Below are 22,301 nucleotides of genomic sequence, written 5' to 3'. Positions count from 1 at the left end.
GGTTTCACTGCAAGCCGTCACTGATTCCTCGAGTATTGCCATGCGGTTGTCGCGGTTCTTTCTGCCGATCCTGAAGGAAAATCCGAAAGAGGCGGAAATTGTCTCGCATCGGCTGATGCTGCGCGCCGGCATGATCCGACAGGAGGCCGCCGGCATCTATGCCTGGCTGCCGCTCGGCTTTCGTGTGCTGAAGAAGATCGAGCAGATCGTGCGCGAGGAGCAGGACCGCTCCGGTGCGCTGGAACTGTTGATGCCGACGCTCCAGCTCGCCGACCTCTGGCGCGAGAGCGGCCGCTACGATGCTTACGGTCCGGAGATGCTGCGCATCGCCGACCGCCACAAGCGTGAGCTGCTGTACGGGCCGACCAACGAGGAAATGATCACCGAGATCTTCCGTGCCTATGTGAAGTCCTATAAGAGCCTGCCGCTCAATCTCTACCATATCCAATGGAAATTCCGCGACGAGCAGCGCCCACGCTTCGGCGTGATGCGCGGCCGCGAGTTCCTGATGAAGGACGCTTATTCGTTCGACCTTAACGAGGCCGCGGCGCGGGTCTCCTACAACAAGATGTTCGTGGCGTATCTGCGCACCTTCGCGCGGATGGGGCTGAAGGCAATCCCGATGCGCGCCGAGACCGGCCCGATCGGCGGCGATCTCAGCCACGAGTTCATCGTGCTGGCCGAGACCGGCGAATCCGGCGTTTTCATCAATCGCGACGTGCTTGACCTGCCGGTGCCGGGCGAGGACGTCGACTATGAGAGCGATTTGACGCCGATCATCAAGCAATGGACCTCGGTCTATGCGGCGACGGAAGACGTTCACGACGCCGCGCGCTTCGAGCAGGAAGTGCCCGCGGACAAGCGGGTGAACACCCGCGGTATCGAGGTCGGGCAGATCTTCTATTTCGGCACGAAGTATTCCGACGCAATGAAGGCGCTGGTTGCGGGTCCCGACGGTGTCGATGTGCCGATCCACGGCGGCTCCTACGGCGTCGGCGTCTCGCGCCTGCTCGGCGCCATCATCGAGGCCTGCCATGACGATGCCGGCATCAAATGGCCCGAGGCCGTGGCCCCGTTCCGGGTGTCGATTCTCAACCTCAAGCAGGGCGACGCCGCGGTCGATGCAGCCTGCGAGAAGCTCTATGCGGAGCTTTCCGCCAAGGGCGTCGACGTGCTCTACGACGACACCGACCAGCGCGCCGGGGCCAAATTCGCCGCCGCCGACCTGATCGGGATCCCCTGGCAGATCATGATCGGGCCGAAGGGGCTCGCCGACGGCAAGATCGAGTTGAAGCGGCGTGCCGACGGCTCGCGCGAGAATATGTCGCCTGCGGACGTGGTTGCGCGTCTGGCCGGCTGAATAGTGTTCACCGCGCGGTAATGGGCCGGCAATCCGGCCACAATTGACCCCGAATCATGGGATTATCAACCGATGGATGAACCCATGACCAAGACTGTACAGACCGCGCCTTTTGCGCCATTCGAGTGGATGCTGTCGGCGCGCTATTTGCGGGCGCGCCGCAAGGAGGGATTCATCTCGGTCATTGCCGGGTTCTCCTTTCTCGGGATCATGCTGGGGGTGGCGACGCTGATCATCGTCATGGCCGTCATGAACGGCTTCCGCAAGGAACTGCTCGACAAGATCCTGGGGCTCAACGGCCACATCCTGGTCCAGCCGCTGGAATCGCCGCTGACCGACTGGAAGGACGTCGCCGACCGTCTCAGCCAGGTCCAGGGCATCCGGCTCGCCGCGCCCGTGGTGGACGGCCAGGCGTTGGCGTCATCGCCGTGGAACGCCTCGGGCGTCCTGGTGCGCGGCATCCGCTCCGACGACCTCAACAACCTCACCTCGATCGCCAAGAACATCAAGCAGGGCTCGCTCGAGGGTTTTGACGACGGGCAGGGGGTCGCGATCGGCCGGCGACTCGCTGACCAGTTGTCGCTGCACGCCGGCGACAGCATCACGCTGGTGGCGCCGAAGGGCGCGGTTACCCCGATGGGCACGACGCCGCGCATAAAACCGTACAAGATCGCCGCGGTGTTCGAGATCGGCATGTCCGAGTATGATCTCGGCTTCGTGTTCATGCCGCTCGCGGAGGCGCAGGCCTATTTCAACCGCAGCAACGACGTCACCTCGATCGAGGTCTTCACCACCAATCCGGATCAGATCGTAGCGTTTCGCCAGGCCGTGACGGAGGCGGCGGGCCGGCCGGTGTTCCTGGTCGACTGGCGCCAGCGCAACTCGACCTTCTTCAACGCGCTCCAGGTCGAGCGCAACGTGATGTTCCTGATCCTCACCATGATCGTGCTGGTCGCGGCGCTCAACATCGTCTCCGGCCTGATCATGCTGGTGAAGGACAAGGGCAGCGACATCGCGATCCTGCGCACGATGGGAGCCTCGCAAGGCTCGATCATGCGCATCTTCCTGATTACGGGCGCCTCGATCGGCGTGGTCGGTACGATGGTCGGCTTCTTCGTCGGGCTGGTGATCTGCCTCAACATCGAGTCGATCAGGCAATTCCTGTCCTGGCTGACCAGCACCGAGCTGTTTTCGCCAGAGCTCTATTTCCTGTCGAAGCTGCCCGCCGAGATCGACATCGGCGAGACCTCGGCCGTCGTCATCATGGCGCTGACGCTGTCGTTCCTGGCGACGCTGTATCCGTCCTGGCGGGCCGCACGCCTCGATCCCGTCGAAGCGCTGCGGTACGAGTGAGGGGCTGATGGAGCAGCAGGGGGCGGAAGATGTACCGGTCATTTATCTCCACGAGATAAAGCGGCAGTACTTGCAGGGCGAGGTGCCGCTGACGATCCTGGACGGCGCCAAGCTCGCGCTGTGGGCGGGTCAATCCGTCGCGCTGGTGGCGCCGTCGGGCTCGGGCAAGTCGACGTTGCTGCACATTGCGGGGCTGTTGGAAGCTCCCGATTCCGGCGAGGTCTATGTCAATGGCGCGCCGACCTCACAACTGCCCGACATCGAGCGCACCCAGCTCCGCCGCACCGATATCGGCTTCGTCTACCAGTCCCACCGGCTGCTGCCGGAGTTTTCCGCGCTGGAGAACGTCATGATGCCGCAGATGATCCGCGGCCTGAAGAAGTCCGAGAGCGTCAAGCGCGCCAAGGAGATTCTTGGCTATCTCGGCCTCGGCGAGCGCATCACGCACCGTCCCTCCGAGCTGTCGGGCGGCGAGCAGCAGCGCGTTGCGATCGCGCGCGCGGTGGCCAACGCGCCGCGGGTGCTGTTCGCGGACGAGCCGACCGGCAATCTCGATCCGCACACCGCGGACCACGTCTTCCAGGCCCTGATGCAGCTCGTCAAGGCGACCAAGGTTTCGATGCTGATCGCGACCCACAACATGGAGCTGGCCGGCCGCATGGACCGGCGCGTGTCGCTGTCGAACGGACAAGTGATCGAACTCGAATAAAACCATCGAGCTCGAGTAACGTCATCGAGCTCGAACGAAAACGCGAAAACAACCCCATGCACAGTAGCCGGGCGTGTGCCGGCTACGTCAGGCGTGACTTCCTCCAGCCATTTGACATGTCGGGCATATCAGCCGCGGCGGCGCATCGCCGCCGCGGAAGGCGATTTACGGCCGGATCACTGTTAATTTGAACGGACCGCCATTGGCTGCGGCGTGTTCGACCGCCTCGTTGGCATGGTCGAGATCGAAGGCCGTGGTCTCGTATTCGTCGAGCCTGAGCAGTCCCGCGCGCACCAGCGCGATCAGGCGGCCTGCCGCATCCGGCGGATACATCCAGACGCCATGGATGCTGATGCAGTTGCGCATGATCCAGGGGTAAGGCAGCTCGAGGCCAGTGCCGCCGGCCATGCCGACGCCGCCCATCAGCACGACGCGGCCGTAGGCGCGCACCGTCATGATCGCCGCGCGCACGACGGTCGTGCTCACCGAGGGCGGCATGATGTCGAGCACGCAGTCGATCGGTCCGGGCGCCGCTCGCTTCATGCGCTCGCGGTCGTCGTCTTCATTGCCGGTGAGTTTGACCGGCTTCACGCGGTCACCAAAACGCCGGACGAGGTCGGCCAAAATTTCGTCGTTGCGGCCGGGTGCGACCACACAGGCCGCGCCCATCGCGAGCGCGACCGAGACCGCGGCGCTGCCGAAATTTCCGGTGGCCCCGCTCACCAGCACGGTCTCGCCGGGCTGAAGGTTGGCGGCAAGGAAGCCGCCATAGGGCACCAGCAGCGTCCCCAGCGCACACCATTGCGTGGCTTCGTCGGACGTGATTTGGCCAAGGCGCTTCACGTTCTCCGTCGGCACGCGCATCTGCTCGGCAAACGAGCCGTGGCGAAAATGCTTTTGCAGGCGCATGGCGCCGGCACCGGGGGCAGTCAGCCCCTGCAGGGCGACGTCGGGCGCTGCGGCGTCATCGCGCGAACGCACCGTCGGATCGCAGAACACCCAGTCGCCAACGCTGAGCTTCGTCGCGTCCGGGCCGATCGCACGCACCCGTCCGATGCCGCCAGGACCCGGGATGATCGGCAGGTCGAGCGCATAGTTGCGCATCCCGCTGAAGACCTCGTTCATGTAAGACAGCACGCGCGTGGCGACGACGTCAACGATCACCTCGCCGGTCCCGAGCACAGGGTCCGGGGCTTTCTCGATCGCAAGCGGGGATCCAAAGGATTTCAGTACGGCAGCTTTCATGATCTCACCTTAAAGTGGGTGAAGCCGATATGCGCCGCCTTTCCAGGCGCAGGAAGGCCTGGTATTATCCTAGTATTGTCTAGGCCCTCCATCGAGGCATGTCATCATGGCCGATCCACGCCGCGTCGAATTCGGCGACTTCCTCAGGTCCCGCCGCGAAAAGCTGTCGCCGAAGACCGTCGGGCTTCCCGCTGGCCGGCGGCGCCGCACCGCAGGGCTCCGTCGCGAAGAGGTCGCGCAGCTCGCCGGCATCGGCGTCGACTGGTATATCCGCCTCGAGCAGGGCCGCACCGTCAGTCCGTCGGTGACCACCGTCGACGCGCTGGCCCGCGCGCTGCGCCTCAGCAAGACCGAGCATGCCCATCTCAAGGCGCTGGCGCGCGACGGTGACAAGCGCGCGTTCACGCGCGAGATCGTGCCGGCGCCCGTTCGGCGGATGATCGAGAGCCTGACGCAGCCGGCCTATGTCACGGGGCGGCGCTGGGACGTGCTGGCCTGGAACGAGGCGGCCGAGGAGGTCTTCGGGTTCGGACAATTGCCCGAGCAGGACCGCAACACGCTGCTGCTGGTGATGACGAACAAGCAGACGCGAAAGTTCTATGGTGCCGGCTGGAACGACGTCGCCAAGAGCATGGTCGCGATGTTTCGCGCCACCCACGACGTCTGGGCGGGCGATCCCGCCTTCTCGGAGTTGCTCACGCGGCTGCGCGAGGGCAGTCCGGAATTCGTCAAATGGTGGGAAGCGCACGACATCCGCAGCACCGCCGCGGGCCTCAAGACCATGAACCACCCGACCAGGGGCGTGCTCCAGTTCGAACACACGAGTTTTCAGGCCAATGACGATCCGGCGCTGAAGCTGGTGATCTACACACCCGTGTAGATTGCGGAATCATAGGGCCCAAGCTCGTCACGTATGACGGTCGATGATCTGAAGGAGCCGGTCGCAGGATGCCTCGATCCTCTTGTGGGGAGATGTGGCGACGCCCAGCAACAGTCCGGATCGCGCCGAAGCCGCGGACGCATGCCATAGCGACAGGGGCGTGGGCGCCAATCCGAACGATGCCGCTTTCCTCGCGATCGCGACGTCGGAGGTCCCGTCCGGCAGTCGCAGGACCGCGGCCAATCCGGCGATCGCAACGTCCCTGGCGCGTGCCTTCAGGTATTTCAGCAGCGCATCGCCTTGCGCGGCATAGGCCCGCTTCGTCCGTCGAAGATGCCGTAGATAGTGGCCGTCGCGGATGAATTCGGCGGTTGCGATCTGTACGGAGGGCCCGGGCGCCGGAGCGAGGCATGCCGCAACTTCGGCAAAGCGTGGCGCCAGAGCAGCGGGCGCAACGACGAAGCCAAGCCGCAAGGCGGGCGTCACTGTCTTGCTAAAAGACCCAATGTGGATGACGCGCCCAGCACGATCGAGAGAGGCAAGCGCCGGCGTAGCCCGGCCCTTTAGCTGAAGCTCGCTCAGATAGTCATCCTCGATCACCCACACCCTCTCTTGAGCGGCCCATTCGAGCAGGCGTGAACGTCTTGCCAGCGACAGGGTGAATCCAAGCGGTGCCTGCTGTCCTGGAGTCACGACAACCAGCGACGCGTCAGGAGCATGTTTCAGGCCGTAATTGACGTCGATGCCGTCCGCGTCAACCGGGATCGGCGCGATCGACAATCCCGCAAGCTCGAGACCCTTACGGGTGAAGGGAAAGCCTGGATCCTCCACCCAGACCTTTTTTTGCTCGAGGCCGAGAACGCGGAGCGCCAGTCCGAGGCCGCCACTGAAACCGCTGGTGATGATGATTTGGGAAGGTGCGCACTCGATTCCGCGCGCTAGCGCAAGGTAAAGCCGCGATCTCGCGGCGCAAGTCTAGCTCGCCCCGCGGATCGGGATAGATCGCCGGTGCGCTCATTTCTGCACGAACCGCCTGCGCGCGCATTCTCGCGAAGAGCTTGGCGGGAACGGTTTCGTTCGAAGGCACGCCCATCTGAAAAACAGCCGGCCCCGCGGTGAGCTCCCGGTACATCTCCATGAATGAGCCAGAATCCGGGGCTTGTTCCTGCCGAGCGGCGAGGGACGGCCGGTCCGCGACGTGCGTTCCTGTCGCGCGCGAAGCTACGATCAGTTGGGCGGAGGAGAGTTTTTGGTACGCCGAGCGCACTGTACCTCGCGCGACGCCAAGTTGGGCTGCCATGTCCTGCCAGGAAGGCAGACGAGCCCCCGGGGCGAGCACACCGCTCGCGATAGCATTCCCGATACCCTTGCGGATCTGCTCCGCCAGCGGCGTCTTCGCAGAGCGGTCAAGCTTCAACCGCAGCGGCTTGGTCATGTCCCCGTGGTACACGATTTTCGTGCGTTCTTGGTACTTTTCTGTGGACCATGGCGGTAGCACTTATGGGGGCAGATGAAAGTACCCGGCAACCAAGACCGGCGAACAGACCGACATCATGGAGTAAGAAAATGACCATGCGTCTCGATTACAACCACATCGCACCGGCGGGCGTGAAAACGTTGGGCGGCGTCTACGGCTACGTCATGCAGAGCAATCTTCCTGCGACGCTGGTGAACCTGGTCTACCTGCGCATATCGCAGATCAACAACTGCGCCTATTGCCTGGACATGCACACGCGCGATCTGCTTAAGAGCGGCCAGAAGATCGAAAAGCTCGCGCTGCTGCAGGCGTGGGCTGAGGCCGGCAATCTCTTCGACGCGCGCGAGCGCGCCGCCCTCGCATGGGCCGAAACGGTGACTCGGGTCGCGGATACCGGCGTGCCGGATGAAACGTACCAGGCCGCCCGCGCGATATTCGAGGAGCGCGAGCTCGTCGATCTCACCATCGCGATCGGCCTGATGAATGTGTACAACCGTCTCGCGATCAGCTTCCGAAATAGGCCGCAGGCTGCGATGGAGAAGGCGGCCTGACGGCCGCAATCGCAGCGACAAAGCCAGGAGCCTGAAAAATGGCAAGCATGATTTCCGGCGTGAGGATTCCCGACAGCAAGATGGCACGGCAGGCGGCCGAGCTGGTGCGCCAGTACGAAACCGAGATGTTGTTCAACCATTCGGTTCGCGTCTATGTATTCGGCGCGATCAAGGGCGTGCGTCAGAAGCTGAAATTCGACTCCGAGTTGCTCTATGTCGCGGCGCTGTTTCACGATCTCGGCCTTGTCGATCATTACCACACCGAGACAAAGCGATTTGAAGTCGACAGCGCCGACGCCGCGCGAGAATTTCTCAGGGGGCACGGCGTTGCTCAGCCGCAAGCCGATCTGGTGTGGGAGGCGATTGCGCTGCATACCACGCCAGGAATTCCGCAGTATATGAAGCCGGAAATCGCGCTCACGAACGCAGGGGTTTTGGTGGACGTCGTGGGCGTTGGATATGACGACTACACACAAGAGCAACGCGACGAGGTGATCGCCGCGTTTCCGCGCGGCGATTTCAAGAACGAATTCCTCGAGGTGCAGACTTGCTCGGCCTTGAAGAAGCCTCAGACGACGTTCGGGACGGTCAATTTCGATTACATCGAAGATCGCGATCCGGCATTTCGCAAGCCGAACGCATGCACGCGCATCCGCAACACGCCCTGGCAGACCTGAGCCGTCGCGTAACGACGTCGCCGAGGAATTTTGCGTTGGGCGGCGACGTGAGCAGGATCGCAACACGATCCTGCTCATGATGATCATGCCCAGGTGCGTAATCAAAAACTGTCGTTGCGCCAATCACCTGTAATCTGCTTCACACGCAAACGCGCCCAACAACGCTAGACGAAGTCAGGTCGCGTTTTCACGCGGTCTGCTTTGGAGCGGGCGATGATGACTGCACTGGCGAAGGCGATATTCCGGGGCGACGAGAACCAACGTTGACGTCGAAACTTTAAAGATACTTGTGATTTTTTCGGGAGCAGGTCTGCTGCTGTCACTTGTGGCCGCAATGATCTACGGACAGGCTCTAAGCGCGGCTTTATTTTGAATCCAACTGCGGCGACGGCGTCGCGCTGACGTTCGGCAGCGAAGCTGCTGTCCAAGGGCTAGTCGGAGCCGATGCCGCCGACGAGCACGACGCCACGAGCTGCGTCCACACTGACGTCAGACCCGTCCTGTCGGTCATCACAGCCGACGCGCTCTTCGCGCCATGCGCAGGGAAGCGACGGCGCCGCCGAGAGGCCGAAAGAGCCACCAAGCGGCGCCATGACAGCGCCGCCTCGGTTCACGGGTTGAACGCCTTAGCGCAGCGATCTGAACGCTGCCCGCATCTCGGCGGCGAAGAGCTGCGGCTGCTCCCACGCCGCGAAGTGGCCGCCCTTGTCGACCTCGTTGAAATAATGGAGCGTCGGATAGGCGCGCTGGGTCCATGTCTTCGGCGCGCGATAGATCTCGGCAGGGAATACGGTCACCGCGACCGGCACCGTGATCTCCGTGGTCTTCTGCGCGGCGGAGCTGAAGTTGTTGTTGTTGTTTTCCCAGTAGAACCGGCTGGCCGACGCGCCGGTATCGGTGAGCCAATAGAGCGAGATGGCATCCAGGATTTCGTCCTTGGTCAGCACGCGCTCGGGCTCGCCGCCGCTGTCCGTCCACTCGGCAATCTTCTCGTACATGAAGGCAGCGAGTGTCGCGGGCGAGTCGCAAAGCCCGTAACCGATCGTCTGCGGGCGCGTCACCATCATCGCGCCGTAGGCCGCGCTTCGCGCGAAGAACTTGCTCAGGGTCTCGAAGGCCACGCGTTCCGGCTCAGGAAGGCCTGCAGGCGGCGGATCGCCGGCATTGATGCCCCTGACGTATTCGGCAGGCACAGTCGGCGGCATGTTGACGTGGATACCCAGAAGGCCAGCAGGTTTCTGACGGGCGAGCGCGTCGGAGATCACCGATCCATGGTCGCCGCCTTGGGAGACGTATCTGACATATCCCAGCCGCTTCATGAGCACGTCCCAGGCGCGCGCTACGCGGTCCGGGCCCCATCCGAGTTCGCGTGGTTTCGCCGAGAAGCCGTAACCGGGAATCGAGGGGATGACGACGTGGAAGGCGTCCTCGGCGCGCCCACCGTGCGCTACGGGATCGGTCAGCGGTCCGATGGTCTTGAGCATTTCGAGGATCGAACCCGGCCAGCCGTGCGTGATGATGATGGGCAGCGCGTCGGGATTGCGTGACCGGACATGGATGAAATGGATGTCGAGGCCATCGATCTCGGTGATGAACTGCGGCAGCGCGTTGAGCTGCTTTTCGATCTTGCGCCAGTCATAGGACTTGGCCCAGTAGCCGCAAAGAGATTGCAGCCGCGCGAGTTGCACGCCTTGCGAGATGTCGGGCACCGTCTCCCGGTCGGGCCAGCGCGTTGCTCCGATGCGCCGGCGCAGGTCATCGAGCGTCGAGTCGGGGATGTTGATATTGAATTTGCGGATGCTGGCGTCGCCGGCGGGGCTTGCGGTGCTTTCTGCGGCCTGAGCGGATGACGCGATCGAAGTGAGCGGAAAGGTAAGGCCAATGGTACCGACCAGCGACGATGCAACGAAGTCTCGCCGGCCGATTCCGTTGTTCGTGACAGACATGAACATTCTCCAGTTCTCTCGTCTGTGTTGTCGAGAGCGACAGGGGGATAGCATCGCTGAAATGTCATATGAACGGCGATTGCGAGGTCCGGTGCGTCACGTCGTGCGTTTTCGAAAGACCGGGCCGTCCGGCAAGAAGCATTTGCGCCGACGCGATTTGGCATGGGTCCTTCCGTTTGCAAGCCGGCTTCACAAGCGCTATGCCCCGGCTTTCGGAAGAGCCTGATATGACAATCTCGGATGACAACGACCTCACCAGCCTGAAAGAGATCGGACGCATCGTCGCCAACACTCTCGAGGCGATGGGCAAGGCGCTCGAGCCGGGCATGACCACCTCCGAGCTCGACCAGATCGGACGAACACTGCTGGAGGCTGCCGGCGCACGTTCGGCTCCGGAGCTGGCCTACGACTTTCCCGGGGCGACCTGCATCAGCGTGAACGAGGAGATCGCTCACGGCATTCCGGGTGAGCGACGGATCGCGCGCGGCGACCTTGTGAACATCGACGTGTCTGCCGCGAAGAACGGCTTCTTTGCGGATACGGGAGCGTCATTCGCCGTTCCGCCCGTAACCCGCGTGGTCGAACGTCTTTGCAGGGATGGAAGGCGCGCGATGTGGACGGGCCTGCGGCAGGTTGGAGCCGGCAAACCGATTGCCGGCATCGGTCAGGCCATCGGGACCTTCGCGCGGAAGAACGGTTATAGCCTGGTCAGGAACCTTGCTAGCCACGGTGTCGGCCTGTCGCTCCACGAGGAGCCGACGGAGATCGCGACATGGCCCGACCGCTCCGAACGCCGTATCATGAGCGACGGCCTGGTGTTCACGGTCGAGCCATTCCTGTCCCTGGGCGCCGAGTGGGCACAGGATGGCGATGATCCGTGGACGCTCTACAGCAGCCCCGAAGCGGCGACTGTTCAATACGAGCACACCGTGATCGCCACCCGAAGCGGACCTTTGATCGTTACGATGGCTGGTTGAGGAGGCGTCCTCAAGCCACCGGATCACTGGCGGCATCCGAACGGCTTCGATCATCCGGCGCCAACGGTGGCGCCAGTTTCGCCGGAGGATTCTCCGGTGCGGCCGCGTTGCTTCCCGAGCTGACATCGACCGGAGCAGATTCGGCTTCAGCAGATCTGGCGTCGCGATAGGCGACGATCCAGATCAGGAAACCCAGAACCGCCAGCGCGGCGCCGACTGGGCCGGTGGAGGTCCAGCCCAGCCCCTCGCGAATGGCGATGCCGCCGAGGAACGGGCCGAGCGCATTGGCGGTGTTGAATGCCGAATGGTTGAGGGCGGCCGCAAGCGCCTGCGCGTCTCCGGCGACGTCCATCAGCCGCGTCTGGAGAATGGCGCCGAGCGAGACGCTGGCGCCGATCGCGAAGACGTCTGCCGCCAGCAGCCAGGGATTGCCGGCGGCACGCGGAAACACCAGCAGCGCAACTGCCGAGAATAACAGGATGACGCCCGCGGTCGGCATCAGCGCGCGGTCGGCAAAGCGCGGCACGAACAGATTGCCGAGCGTGGCGCCGATGCCGAACACGGCCAGAAAAAGCGGAATGACCGCGGGGCTGACCTTGGTCACCTCGATCAGCGTGGTCGCCAGGTAAGTGTAGACGGCGAACATGCCGCCGAAGCCTATGGCGCCGATCGCCAGCGTGATCCAGACGCGGCCGCTTCGCAGCGCTCCCAGCTCTCGCAGCGGATCGGACCGGCCTGCCTGGTCGCGTGGCGCGAACAGGGCGCACAGCAGGACCGTGAGCAGCGCCAGCACCGACACGAGACCGAAGCTCGCGCGCCAGCCGACGGCCTGCCCAATCAGATTGGCCAGCGGCACGCCGATGATGGTGGCAGTGGTCAGGCCGAGCGTCACCTGGCCGATCGCCTGCGCGCGGCGATGTTGCGGAACGAGGGAGGCCGCGACCAGCGCGGCGATGCCGAAATAGGCCCCGTGGGGCAATCCCGAGAGGAAACGCGCTGCGATCATCCAGCCAAAGCCCGGCGCCAGCGCGGTGAGGGCATTGTCGAGCGCGAACACGGCCATCAGGACCAATAGCTGCGCGCGCCGCGCCAATCGCGCGCCGAGCACGGCGATCAGTGGCGCGCCGAGCACGACGCCGAGTGCGTAGGCGCTGATTGCGTGTCCCGCGGTCGGCTCGTCGATCCCGAGGTCGGCGGCGAAAAACGGCAGCAGGCTCATCGATGCGAATTCGGTGGTTCCGATCGCAAAGCCGCCCATCGCGAGCGAGAACAGGACGATGGCGAGATGAGGGGGTGCTGAGGCCGCGGTCGCGCGGGGCGAGGTCGCTCGGTGCGATGTCGTCATGTGTCCTGCAATGGTGGCGTCAACGGGAACCAGCCCAGCAAACGTCGCCACCCCTGCAAGATTTCTCTGTCGTACTTAAACCCGGATCAGTCGGCGTCAACACCGGAAGCTGAACGCTGGGCAGGCCGCATATCAGCGTCCCGATTTAATTGAGGCGCCTTGCGCGGCGAGGGGGCTTCTTCTGCGCAAAATACCGGTTCGCAGTGCGCGTCGCCGACAGACCCACGGCCAAATACCTGCACTGCTCGAGGGAGGCGTAGCGGCAATCAAGGAGCGCGAAGCGAGTGCGACGCAGCTTAGCGCAGGAAATAGCCCGGCGGATAACCAGGCGTCTGCGCGTGCGGCCTGTTCTGGTAGGCGTAGGGATCATCGCTCTGGCCTGCGAAATACGGGTTCGCGATACAGGTGAGGGCGCGGCCCGACGAACTCGCCTGGCACTGCGCGTAACTGTCGAACGTGCAATTGCTGAGCCCCGGCCATTCATCGCCGGTGAGACAGAAGGCATGGTGAGTTCCGAACGCATGCGCCGGCGTGCTTCCGCCGGGCGCAAACGCAAATGTGGCGAGCGCGAGCGAAAATATGGCAGAAATGGGGAAAGCAATTCGTCTGCGCATTTCAATTCTCCAATCACGCGAATGTGCGCGCGATATTGTTACGCGTGCATGCCGTATATGTCGTGTAACCGACATTGGAACTCGTGAAAACTCTTGTTTCAAAGGGTTTCCAGCGCGCCCTGATAAATCTTCATTAATGAAGCGCAGCCCTTTGGGGCGGACTGTGGCGTCGAGGTTACAGCAATTCCGTCGAGCGCTGGTATGAACGACGACACGGCCCGGGGGCCTCACGACAAAACTGGAACGGGAATCAAATGAACAAGAATCTGTTGCTTGCTGCTGTGAGCCTTGTCGCGCTCGGCGCGGCTGCGCCGGCGGTGGCTGCTGACCTCGCTGCGCGGCCTTACACCAAGGCGCCCGCGATGGTTGCCGCGATCTACGACTGGAGCGGCTTCTACATCGGCGTCAACGGCGGCGGCGGTTCCTCGCACGCGACGTGGGATCTGGTGGGCTTCGGCCGCGATGGTTCGCATGACGCGACCGGGGGCACGGTTGGTGGCCAGATCGGCTACCGCATGCAGTCGGGCCAGTGGGTGTTCGGCGTGGAAGGCCAGGGCAACTGGGCTGACTTCTCCGGCAGCCACGTTGGAGCGATCTCCGGCTTCACCAACAACGCAAAGATCGACTCGTTCGGTCTGATCACCGGTCAGGTCGGCTACGCTTGGAACAACGTGCTGCTCTACGTAAAGGGTGGTGCGGCGGTGGTTGGCACCAAGTACGACGCCTCTTTCGGCGGCGTGTCGCTTGCATCGGCCAACGACACTCGTTGGGGCGGCACGGTCGGCGCGGGCCTCGAGTTCGGGTTCGCTCCGAACTGGTCGGTTGGCGCCGAATACAACCACATCTTCCTGGGTGGCAACGATCAGAACCTGACCGGCGGCATCGGTGTTCTGCCGGTCCACGTCAAGCAGGACGTCGACATGGGCCTCGTCCGCCTGAACTACAAGTTCGGCCCCGGCCAGATGCTCGGCCGTTACTGAGCTTGATCGCTCCATCGAGCGGTTGATGAAAGCCCCGGCCTTGTGCCGGGGCTTTTTTATTGTTTGAATTCAGCGAGTTAACCATCGCTTTTCAAGATGGCGCAGACGGCTTGACTCCCAGGAACAAAATGAGAACAATGTTCTTCCTACGTTCTGGTGATGGAGCAAGCCATGTTCAGGATTTTCGTCGAAGAAGCCGCCGCACTCGCCTCGATCGCGCTGTTCGTCGGGATGATCGCAATCTGGGCGCAGGTGATTCCGCAGCTCTAGACCCGCGATTTTGTAAACCGGTGCTCGGCTCACGGGTGCCCCTTGGGGAAAAGCGGGACGACGCGACCGATCGGCCGCTCCGGCGTGGACTCTGAAGCGGTGAGACCCCACCATTGTGAGGCGAGTCGGCTTGGCGAATGCATGATGCCTCCGGTGCCGGCGACCGCTCCATCCATCTGCAAGAGGCCGTCACGCGACCATGCCGAGCGCCGGATTTGTCCACCTTCACGTTCACTCGGCCTATTCGCTGCTCAAGGGCTCGATCAAGATCGCCAAGCTCGCCGAGCTTGCGAAGAAAGACCATCAGCCGGCCTTGGCGCTGACCGATACCGACAACATGTTCGGTGCGCTGGAGTTCTCCGACAAGATGGCGGGCTCCGGCATCCAGCCGATCGTCGGCTGCGAGATCGCGATCGATTTCGGCGACCAGGATCCCAGTGCGCGCAACGCGCTTCTGCCCTCGCGCGTGGTACTGCTGGCCGCGCAGGAGCGCGGCTACCGCAGCCTGATGCGGCTGAACTCGCGCGCGTTCCTGGAGACGCCCGACACCCATGCCTCCCACATAAAGTTTGACTGGCTGGAGGGCGAGACCGAAGGCCTGATTGTGCTGACGGGCGGTCCGGATGGGCCGATCTCGCTGGCGCTTGCCGCGGGGCAGGCCGAAATTGCCGCCTCGCGCTGCGAGCGTCTGGCCAGCCTGTTTGGCGACCGCCTCTACGTCGAGCTGCAGCGCCACAACACCGAGAAGGAGCGGAGAGTCGAAAGCAGCCTGATCGACATCGCTTACGTCAAGGGCCTGCCGCTGGTTGCGACCAACGAGCCGTATTTCGCCGCGACCGACGATTACGAAGCGCATGACGCGCTGCTCTGCATCGCCGGCGGGCGGCTGATCGCAGAGACCGAGCGCGAGCAGCTCACGCCCGACCACCGCTTCAAGACCCGCGCCGAGATGGCGGTGCTGTTCGCCGACATTCCGGAGGCGCTGGCCTCGACGGTGGAGATCGCCGAGCGCTGCTCGTTCCGCCCGATGACGCGCAAGCCGATCCTGCCGTTCTTCACGGTCGGCGCTGCCGCAAGCTCCGATGCCGCCGCGGTCGAGGCGGCCGAATTGAAGCGGCAGGCCGAGGAGGGGCTTGGCAACCGTCTGCAAGTGCACGGCCTGTCGCCGGGCACCACTGACGAGGACTACAAAAAGCGCCTGGCGTTCGAGCTCGACGTCATCATGCGCATGAAATACGCGGGCTACTTCCTGATCGTGGCCGACTTTATCAAATGGGCAAAGGGCCAGGGCATACCGGTCGGGCCGGGCCGCGGCTCCGGCGCAGGCTCGCTGGTCGCCTGGGCGCTGACCATCACCGACCTCGACCCGATCAAGTTCGGCCTGCTGTTCGAGCGCTTCCTCAATCCCGAACGCGTCTCGATGCCGGATTTCGACATCGACTTCTGCCAGGACCGCCGCGGCGAGGTGATCAGGTACGTCCAGGAGCGCTATGGTCGCGATCAGGTCGCGCAGATCATCACCTTCGGAACGCTGCAGGCGCGCGGCGTGCTGCGCGACGTCGGCCGCGTTCTGCAGATGCCTTACGGTCAGGTCGACAAGCTCACAAAACTCGTGCCGCAGAATCCGGCCGCGCCTGTCACGCTGGCTGCCGCGATCGAGAGCGAACCAAAACTCCAGGCGTTCCGCGACGAAGACCCGGTGGTGGCGCGCGCCTTCGATATCGCCCAGCGCCTCGAAGGCCTGACCCGCCACGCCTCGACGCATGCCGCCGGCATCGTGATCGGCGATCGCCCGTTGAGCGAGCTGGTGCCGATGTACCGCGATCCCAAGTCGGACATGCCGGTCACCCAGTTCAACATGAAATGGGTCGAGCCCGCGGGCCTCGTGAAGTTCGACTTCCTCGGCCTGAAGACGCTGACCGTGCTCGACGTCGCGATCAAGCTGCTCAAGCCGCGCGACATCCATGTCGATCTCGCCACGCTGCCGATCGACGATGCCGAAAGCTACCAGATGCTGGCGCGCGGCGAGGTGGTCGGCGTGTTCCAGGTTGAAAGCCAGGGCATGCGGCGCGCGCTGGTCGACATGCGCCCCGACCGGTTCGAGGACATCATCGCGCTGGTCGCGCTCTACCGCCCGGGTCCGATGGCGAACATCCCGACCTATTGTTTGCGCAAGCACGGCGACGAGGAGCCGGAATATCTGCACCCCGTGCTGGAGCCGATTCTCAAAGAGACTTTCGGCGTCATCATCTACCAGGAACAGGTGATGCAGATCGCGCAGGTGATGTCGGGCTATTCGCTCGGCGACGCCGACCTGCTGCGCCGCGCCATGGGCAAGAAGATCCGCGCCGAAATGGAGAAGCAGCGCGAGATCTTCGTTGCCGGTGCGGTGAAGAACGGCGTGCCGAAGGCACAGGCCGACACCATCTTCGAGCTCCTGGCGAAATTCGCCGACTACGGCTTCAACAAGAGCCACGCGGCGGCCTATGCGCTGGTGTCCTACCACACCGCCTACATGAAGGCGCATTACCCGGTGGAGTTCATCGCGGCGTCGATGACGCTCGATCTCAACAACACCGACAAGCTTTCCGAATTCCGCTCGGAGGCGCAGCGCCTCGGCATCAAGGTCGAGCCGCCGAACATCAATCGCTCAGGCGCGACCTTCGAGGTCGGCGACAAGACGATCTACTACGCGCTCGCCGCGCTGAAGGGCGTCGGCATTGCCGCTGTCGAGCAGATCATCGAGGAGCGGACGAAGAAGGGACTGTTCACCTCGCTCGCCGATTTCGCCGCGCGGGTCAATCCGCGCGCGATCAACAAGCGCGTCATCGAAAGTCTTGCCGCGGCCGGCGCCTTCGACATGCTGGAGCCGAGCCGGGCGCGCGTCTTCGCCGGTGCGGACGCGATCCTCGCCGCCTGCCAGCGCGCGCATCAGGCCGAGACGATCGGCCAGAACGACATGTTCGGCAGCTCGGCCGATGCGCCGACCGTCATGCTGCCGCAGATCGAGCCATGGTTGCCGGCCGAGCGGCTGCGCCGCGAATATGACGCGATCGGCTTCTTCCTGTCGGGACATCCGCTCGACGATTACGCCACCGTGCTGAAGCGGCTGCGCGTACAGTCCTGGGCCGAGTTCTCGCGCGCGGTGAAGACCGGCGCCACCGCCGGCAAGGTCGCGGCCACCGTGGTGTCGCGCATGGAGCGGCGCACCAAGACCGGCAACAAGATGGGCATTATGGGCCTGTCCGATCCGACCGGACATTTCGAGGCGGTGCTGTTCTCGGAAGGCCTCGCGCAATATCGCGACGTGCTGGAGCCGGGCGCTGCCGTGCTGCTCCAGCTCGGTGCCGAGCTCCAGGGCGAGGACGTGCGCGCCCGCGTGCTGCATGCCGAGCCGCTGGACGACGCCGCGGCCAAGACCCAGAAGGGCCTGCGCATTTTCGTGCGCGACACCAAGCCGCTGGACTCGATCGCCAAGCGTCTCGCCGGACCCGACATGGCGGCGTCGAACGGCGCGGCACCGAAAGTCGGCAGTCCCGGCACCGCGCCGCGCTCCAACGGCGACGGTGAGGTCTCGCTGGTGATGATGCTCGACCTCGAGACCGAGGTCGAGATGAAGCTGCCCGGCCGTTTCAAGGTCTCGCCGCAGATCGCGGGCGCCATCAAGGCGGTGGCGGGTGTCGTGGACGTGCAGCAGCTCTAGCAACACGCACGAAGTTGCAGCCGGTTGCATGTTTTGCGCGGGTGATGCTGCGGTCCCGTTGCAACCTGTCGCTGATTCCGGTTAGCATGCTCCCGGGGAAAATCTGGGGGCGTGATGCTATTGCGTGGGCTGGTGTTGCTCGTGGCTGCGGCATTGCTGTGCGGCTGTGAGACGGCGAGAAGTGGGCTCGGGTATTCGGAGGCGGTACGAAAGCTGGGTCCGCCGAAAGCCGGGCAGGCACGCGTCGTCGTGTTTCGCGAGAAGGGCTTCGGCGGCATCGGCGATCCGGACTGGGCATTTTCCCTCGACGGTACGCCGATCAAGGGCCTGAAGACCGGGACATATGTCTATGTCGATCGCCCGGCGGGCCAACACCAGTTCGTAGCAGAGGAGGCGGCGCTCGGCGTGACGCGCGTGGACTTCTCGGCTCAGTCCAGCCAGACCGTGTTCTTCGTTGCGCGCTTCAGTCAGCGCAAGAGCGCCATGATCGCGAACGCGAGCACTGGGCTGCTGGGCTGGGGTCTCACACTTGCGATGACGTCCGGCTATACAAATCAGGGACCGCTGGATTTCCTTCCCCTGGACGAACCGGCTGCGAGGACGACGATCGCGGAGCTTCGCTTGGCGGAATAGGCCCGCGCGAAACTCGGGCGTCGCCCGCACCGTCATTTGTGGTTTCGTCACATCGTTGCGGCTATGATTGCACCGATGCCGTTGGTCCATCGCGCCGGGAGGAAACGTAACATGTGCGACAAATGCAATGAATCCCTACAGGAGAAGATCGTACCATCGCGGCGGTCCGCGATGTTGTTTGGTGCCTCGGCCCTCGGCCTCGCCTTGACCGGCAGAGCCTTCGCCAAGGAGACGAAAACGCCGCCCAAGCCGCAGAACGTGCTGTCGCCCGACGCATCATTGAAACGCTTGATGGAAGGCAATGCGCGCTATGTTGACGGCGTGGCGCGGCGTCATGATTTCAAGCACGAGCGCGAGGCGCTGGCAGGCGGGCAGAACCCGTTCGCGGCCGTGCTGAGCTGTGCCGATTCGCGCATCGCGCCGGAATATGCCTTCGACACCGGCCGCGGCGATCTGTTCGTCTGCCGCGTCGCCGGAAATTTTGCCGGCACCGAGACCATCGCCAGCATGGAATATGCGGTCGCCGTGCTCAACGCGCCGCTGATCCTCGTTCTCGGCCATGACGCTTGCGGCGCCGTCGATGCGACGCTGAAGGCGATCAAGGACAACAAGCCGCCGCCGGGCCACATCCCCTCGCTGGTCGATGCGATCGCGCCTGCCGCCAAGGTTGCGATGCAGCAAGGCGGGAACGTCCTCGACAATGCGATCCGGCAGAACGTGATCGACAACGTCGCGAAGCTGAAATCGGCGGCGCCGATCCTCAATGCGGCCGTGGAGCAGGGCAAGCTCAAGGTCGTGGGCGGCATCTACCGGCTCACGACGGGAACGGTCGAACTGATCGCGCAGGGCTGACGCGCTGATCGCCTCGCGCCGGTCCACCGTCGCGAGGCTGATGCGAGTCTGACGCAGGAGCTTGGCGCCGGCAACGGGCGCCATGCCTCCGCCTCAATCCAAGCCTTTCGTTATTTGGGCCTTTCGTTATTTAGCCCTTCGTTCAAGTGCCATTCAGCTGGCCGCGCGTCTGATGCGTGGCGGCACCTCAACAACAATAACGGGCAGCAAGCCATGCTTGGGACGCTCAGAGCCTTCATCTGCCTTCTCCTGCCGATCGCGGTTTTTGCCGCGGGCGCGCCGGATCCGGCGCGCGCTCAGCAGCAGGAAAAGCGCATCGCGCTCGTGGTCGGCAACGGCGCCTATGCCAAGTCGCCGCTGGCGACGACCGCGAACGATGCCGGCCTGATCGCGCAGACGCTGCAAGCGGCGGGCTTCGACGTTGTCGGCGCCCGCGATCTCGACGGCGACACGCTGCGCAAGAGTTTTCGCGACTTCATCCAGAAGGCGCAGGCCTCCGGCCCCGGCACCGTCGCGATGATCTATCTCGCCGGCTACGGCGTGCAGCTTGCGGGTGAGAACTATTTCATCCCGGTCGATTCCAACATCACCCGTGACGCCGACATTCCGACCGAAGGCCTGCGCATCAGCGATTATGCGCGGCAGCTCGCTTCCGTTCCGCTCAAGGCCAACATCGTCGTGCTCGATGCAGCGCGGGCGCAGCCCTTCGTCGAGGGCGGCCAGCCGATCGCGAGCGGGCTTGCGTTGGTCGAGCCCGATCCGAACATGCTGATCGCCTTCAATGCCGCGCCCGGCACGGTGGCGCCGGAGGAGCCGGGGCCATACGGCATCTACGCGCAATCGCTGGCGGAGATGATCCGCACCGGCGGCCTGCCACTGCCTGATGTGTTCGATCGCGTTCGCCTGCGCGTCAACGAGGCCAGCAAGGGCGCGCAGGTACCCTGGAACGAGCAGAAGATATCGGCGCAGTTCTCGTTCTTCGAGCGCGGCCCCGACGCACCGCCGCAGGAGGCCGCGCCCGACCAGGTCGCCGCGATGCGTAACAAGCCGATCCGCGACCTCGGCGTCCAGGATGCCTATGCCGCCGCGCTCGCGCGCGACACACTGCCGGCCTATGAGGAGTTTCTCGGCGCCTATCCGAATGATCCGATGTCCAAGCGCGTGATGGCGATCGTCGCGGCGCGCCGCGAGGCGATCACTTGGCGGCGGACCTATCGGACCGATACGCCGGAAGCCTATTGGTCGTATCTGCGTCGCTATTCGCGAGGGCCGCATGCGGCCGACGCGCGCCGTCGCCTGGCGATCCTGACCGCGCCGGTCGAGCCGCCGCCGAGCTTTGCGATGATCGACTATGACGTACCGCCTCCGCCGCCGGAGGAGATCGTCTATGTCGACCGTCCGGTGCTGTATTTCAGCGATCCCGATTTTGGCTTCGCGCCGCCGCCGCCGCCGCCGATCTACTATCTGCCGCCGCCGCCGCCGGATTTCGTCGTGCTGTCGCCGCCAATGCCGGTGCTCGGCCTGTTCGTGCTGCCGCAGCCGGTTTTCGTGCCGATCCCGGTGTTCGTCAGACCGCCGATCTATGTCGCGCCGCCGCCGAACAACATCATCTACCAGAACATTCACAACACCACGGTCATCAACACCGTCATCAACCGGCCGCAGGCATTGCCGGCGGGTGCGGGGCCGGGGCCCGGACCGGGCAATCTCGCACCAGCCGTTGCCGGCCGCGCCAGCCCGGCCGGTCCCGCCGTGCCGCAGGCGGTCGCGCAGCGCGCCGCCCTGATTCAGCAGGGCAAGGCGCCGATGCCGCCGAGCGCGACGATGCAGCCGACGGCAAGGCCAAGGCTAGCTCCAGCGACGCCGGCCAATGTCGCGCCGACCGCGGCACCGATCGGAGCGCCAACCGCTGCTCCATCGGCCAGGCTGCCCCAGGCCAATACACTGCCGGTTCCAGGGAGCCATGGCGGGCCGCCGACGCCACCAGCGGGGGCAGGGCCTCTGCCGGGCGGCAGAGCTGTACCTCCGACGGCGACTGCACCCGGCGCGCCGCTGCCGACGCATCCGGGGGCGCCGCCGACTGCTGGTCCCGGTACCGCTCTGCCGGCTCATCCCGGTGCGCCAACCGCCGCGGCGCCGCCGACGGCTAAGCCCATCACTGCAAATCCGGCCGCTGCGGCCGGCCAATCGCCGAAGCCGCCGGTGGCCCAGCCCGCGCCCGGGACCGGGCCCGGGGAGCATGGCAAGTCCGCGACCCGCAACCCGGCTGGCACGCCGCCTGCTGCCCGCACGCCTCCCGGCGCAGCTGGACGACCGGTCACCCCGCCGCCCTCTGCCGCGCGCGAGCCGATCAGGCCCCAGAATCAGCCGTCGGCTACTCCCGCGCAGGCCGCCCGGCCGTCGGCATCACCACCGCGGCCTCAGGCCGTGGCGAGGCCGACTCCACCGCCGGCCGTGGCGCGTCCGGCACCGCCGCCTCCGCCGCGTGTTGCAGCGCCGCCGCCGGCCCGGGTGGCTCCCCCCGTCGCGGCCGCTCGGCCAGCGCCGCCGCCAATGGCCCGACCCGCGCCGCCGCCACCGGTAGCCCGGCCGGCGCCACCGCCGCCGCCCCGGATGGCCGTCGCGCCACCGCCGCGCCCGGCAGCACCTCCGCCGCGTCCCGCGGCCCCGCCGCCGGCGGCAAAGAAATGCCCGCCGAACCAGCCCAGATGCTAGTCGCGGGCCAGGGC

At 64.7% G+C, this 22,301-nt stretch carries 17 protein-coding genes and 1 pseudogene; 12 read left to right on the top strand and 6 right to left on the bottom strand.

Going from position 1 to position 22,301, the window contains the following annotated elements; genetic code table 11:
- Positions 1-40: 40 nt before the first annotated feature.
- The 3 genes from proS (at position 41) to ACVWYI_RS23030 (ending at position 3,422) form a co-directional block, all read left to right on the top strand.
- Positions 41-1,360 carry a proline--tRNA ligase gene (gene proS / locus ACVWYI_RS23040; RefSeq protein ID WP_354104809.1) on the top strand — a complete coding sequence of 440 codons (1,320 nt, stop codon included), beginning with the start codon at positions 41-43 and terminating at the stop codon, positions 1,358-1,360.
- 84 nt (positions 1,361-1,444) lie between these two features.
- Positions 1,445-2,713, top strand: a complete 1,269-nt coding sequence (locus ACVWYI_RS23035) for a lipoprotein-releasing ABC transporter permease subunit (RefSeq protein ID WP_456649699.1) — start codon at positions 1,445-1,447, stop codon at positions 2,711-2,713.
- A 7-nt stretch (positions 2,714-2,720) separates the two neighbouring features.
- Positions 2,721-3,422, top strand: a complete 702-nt coding sequence (locus ACVWYI_RS23030; protein WP_211398118.1) for an ABC transporter ATP-binding protein — start codon at positions 2,721-2,723, stop codon at positions 3,420-3,422.
- A 165-nt stretch (positions 3,423-3,587) separates the two neighbouring features.
- On the opposite strand, the gene ACVWYI_RS23025 is transcribed toward ACVWYI_RS23030, so the two are convergent.
- The gene (locus tag ACVWYI_RS23025) at positions 3,588-4,667 is read right to left on the bottom strand and encodes a zinc-binding dehydrogenase (protein ID WP_456663291.1); all 1,080 of its coding nucleotides are present in this window, start codon (positions 4,665-4,667) and stop codon (positions 3,588-3,590) included.
- A 106-nt stretch (positions 4,668-4,773) separates the two neighbouring features.
- On the opposite strand from ACVWYI_RS23025, the gene ACVWYI_RS23020 reads away from it, so the two are divergent.
- Positions 4,774-5,547 (top strand): helix-turn-helix transcriptional regulator, encoded by a 774-nt coding sequence (locus ACVWYI_RS23020; protein WP_247349272.1) that lies wholly within the window; start codon positions 4,774-4,776, stop codon positions 5,545-5,547.
- Positions 5,548-5,574: 27 nt separating this feature from the next.
- Here ACVWYI_RS23020 and pdxR read toward each other — a convergent pair.
- Positions 5,575-6,982 (bottom strand): annotated as a pseudogene (gene pdxR / locus ACVWYI_RS23015) (MocR-like pyridoxine biosynthesis transcription factor PdxR).
- A 131-nt stretch (positions 6,983-7,113) separates the two neighbouring features.
- Here pdxR and ACVWYI_RS23010 point away from each other — a divergent pair.
- Together ACVWYI_RS23010 and ACVWYI_RS23005 are read left to right on the top strand one after the other, a co-directional pair.
- Complete coding sequence (locus ACVWYI_RS23010) at positions 7,114-7,575, top strand: carboxymuconolactone decarboxylase family protein (protein ID WP_456663290.1); 462 nt, start codon at positions 7,114-7,116, stop codon at positions 7,573-7,575.
- Between the two features lie 38 nt (positions 7,576-7,613).
- Complete coding sequence (locus tag ACVWYI_RS23005; protein WP_247349270.1) at positions 7,614-8,252, top strand: HD domain-containing protein; 639 nt, start codon at positions 7,614-7,616, stop codon at positions 8,250-8,252.
- A 431-nt stretch (positions 8,253-8,683) separates the two neighbouring features.
- Here ACVWYI_RS23005 and ACVWYI_RS23000 read toward each other — a convergent pair whose 3' ends face one another.
- Together ACVWYI_RS23000 and ACVWYI_RS22995 are read right to left on the bottom strand one after the other, a co-directional pair.
- On the bottom strand, positions 8,684-8,845 hold the full coding sequence (locus ACVWYI_RS23000; protein ID WP_456663289.1) for a hypothetical protein: 162 nt from the start codon (positions 8,843-8,845) through the stop codon (positions 8,684-8,686).
- Between the two features lie 33 nt (positions 8,846-8,878).
- Positions 8,879-10,198, bottom strand: coding sequence for an epoxide hydrolase family protein (locus ACVWYI_RS22995; protein ID WP_354104804.1), 1,320 nt, complete (start codon positions 10,196-10,198; stop codon positions 8,879-8,881).
- A gap of 227 nt (positions 10,199-10,425) precedes the next feature.
- Here ACVWYI_RS22995 and map point away from each other — a divergent pair, with 227 nt between their 5' ends.
- Positions 10,426-11,175, top strand: a complete 750-nt coding sequence (map, locus tag ACVWYI_RS22990; protein ID WP_247349267.1) for a type I methionyl aminopeptidase — start codon at positions 10,426-10,428, stop codon at positions 11,173-11,175.
- A gap of 10 nt (positions 11,176-11,185) precedes the next feature.
- Here the strand turns inward: map and ACVWYI_RS22985 are convergent, their stop codons facing one another.
- Both ACVWYI_RS22985 and ACVWYI_RS22980 read right to left on the bottom strand, forming a co-directional pair.
- A complete protein-coding gene (locus ACVWYI_RS22985; protein ID WP_456663288.1) occupies positions 11,186-12,520 on the bottom strand; it encodes an MFS transporter in 1,335 nt (444 codons plus the stop codon).
- 296 nt (positions 12,521-12,816) lie between these two features.
- Positions 12,817-13,134 carry a DUF3551 domain-containing protein gene (locus ACVWYI_RS22980; protein WP_247447368.1) on the bottom strand — a complete coding sequence of 106 codons (318 nt, stop codon included), beginning with the start codon at positions 13,132-13,134 and terminating at the stop codon, positions 12,817-12,819.
- 254 nt (positions 13,135-13,388) lie between these two features.
- Here ACVWYI_RS22980 and ACVWYI_RS22975 point away from each other — a divergent pair, with 254 nt between their 5' ends.
- From ACVWYI_RS22975 to ACVWYI_RS22955, 5 genes are all read left to right on the top strand, one after another.
- A complete protein-coding gene (locus ACVWYI_RS22975) occupies positions 13,389-14,114 on the top strand; it encodes an outer membrane protein (protein WP_456649707.1) in 726 nt (241 codons plus the stop codon).
- A 469-nt stretch (positions 14,115-14,583) separates the two neighbouring features.
- Positions 14,584-18,087 (top strand): DNA polymerase III subunit alpha, encoded by a 3,504-nt coding sequence (gene dnaE / locus ACVWYI_RS22970; protein ID WP_456663287.1) that lies wholly within the window; start codon positions 14,584-14,586, stop codon positions 18,085-18,087.
- 114 nt (positions 18,088-18,201) lie between these two features.
- Entirely contained in the window at positions 18,202-18,720 is a 519-nt protein-coding gene (locus ACVWYI_RS22965) for a hypothetical protein (protein ID WP_456664562.1), read from the top strand.
- Between the two features lie 111 nt (positions 18,721-18,831).
- Positions 18,832-19,572: a carbonic anhydrase gene (locus tag ACVWYI_RS22960; protein WP_247349260.1), complete on the top strand. Its 741-nt coding sequence runs from the start codon at positions 18,832-18,834 to the stop codon at positions 19,570-19,572.
- 213 nt (positions 19,573-19,785) lie between these two features.
- Positions 19,786-22,287, top strand: a complete 2,502-nt coding sequence (locus ACVWYI_RS22955; RefSeq protein WP_456663286.1) for a caspase family protein — start codon at positions 19,786-19,788, stop codon at positions 22,285-22,287.
- Positions 22,288-22,301 lie beyond the last annotated feature (14 nt).

It is taken from the genome of Bradyrhizobium sp. LB13.1, from assembly GCF_054056815.1.
Note: the sequence above shows the minus strand (reverse complement) of the source record. Positions and strands in the feature narration are given on the sequence as shown.

Bases quoted from the DNA above. Each gene is read 5' to 3' on its own strand.
- proS (WP_354104809.1), top strand. From the start codon at position 41: ATGCGGTTGTCGCGGTTCTTTCTGCCGATCCTGAAGGAAAATCCGAAA.
- ACVWYI_RS23035 (WP_456649699.1), top strand. From the start codon at position 1,445: ATGACCAAGACTGTACAGACCGCGCCTTTTGCGCCATTCGAGTGGATG.
- ACVWYI_RS23030 (WP_211398118.1), top strand. From the start codon at position 2,721: ATGGAGCAGCAGGGGGCGGAAGATGTACCGGTCATTTATCTCCACGAG.
- ACVWYI_RS23025 (WP_456663291.1), bottom strand. From the start codon at position 4,667: ATGAAAGCTGCCGTACTGAAATCCTTTGGATCCCCGCTTGCGATCGAG.
- ACVWYI_RS23020 (WP_247349272.1), top strand. From the start codon at position 4,774: ATGGCCGATCCACGCCGCGTCGAATTCGGCGACTTCCTCAGGTCCCGC.
- ACVWYI_RS23010 (WP_456663290.1), top strand. From the start codon at position 7,114: ATGACCATGCGTCTCGATTACAACCACATCGCACCGGCGGGCGTGAAA.
- ACVWYI_RS23005 (WP_247349270.1), top strand. From the start codon at position 7,614: ATGGCAAGCATGATTTCCGGCGTGAGGATTCCCGACAGCAAGATGGCA.
- ACVWYI_RS23000 (WP_456663289.1), bottom strand. From the start codon at position 8,845: ATGGCGCCGCTTGGTGGCTCTTTCGGCCTCTCGGCGGCGCCGTCGCTT.
- ACVWYI_RS22995 (WP_354104804.1), bottom strand. From the start codon at position 10,198: ATGTCTGTCACGAACAACGGAATCGGCCGGCGAGACTTCGTTGCATCG.
- map (WP_247349267.1), top strand. From the start codon at position 10,426: ATGACAATCTCGGATGACAACGACCTCACCAGCCTGAAAGAGATCGGA.
- ACVWYI_RS22985 (WP_456663288.1), bottom strand. From the start codon at position 12,520: ATGACGACATCGCACCGAGCGACCTCGCCCCGCGCGACCGCGGCCTCA.
- ACVWYI_RS22980 (WP_247447368.1), bottom strand. From the start codon at position 13,134: ATGCGCAGACGAATTGCTTTCCCCATTTCTGCCATATTTTCGCTCGCG.
- ACVWYI_RS22975 (WP_456649707.1), top strand. From the start codon at position 13,389: ATGAACAAGAATCTGTTGCTTGCTGCTGTGAGCCTTGTCGCGCTCGGC.
- dnaE (WP_456663287.1), top strand. From the start codon at position 14,584: ATGCCGAGCGCCGGATTTGTCCACCTTCACGTTCACTCGGCCTATTCG.
- ACVWYI_RS22965 (WP_456664562.1), top strand. From the start codon at position 18,202: ATGCTATTGCGTGGGCTGGTGTTGCTCGTGGCTGCGGCATTGCTGTGC.
- ACVWYI_RS22960 (WP_247349260.1), top strand. From the start codon at position 18,832: ATGTGCGACAAATGCAATGAATCCCTACAGGAGAAGATCGTACCATCG.
- ACVWYI_RS22955 (WP_456663286.1), top strand. From the start codon at position 19,786: ATGCTTGGGACGCTCAGAGCCTTCATCTGCCTTCTCCTGCCGATCGCG.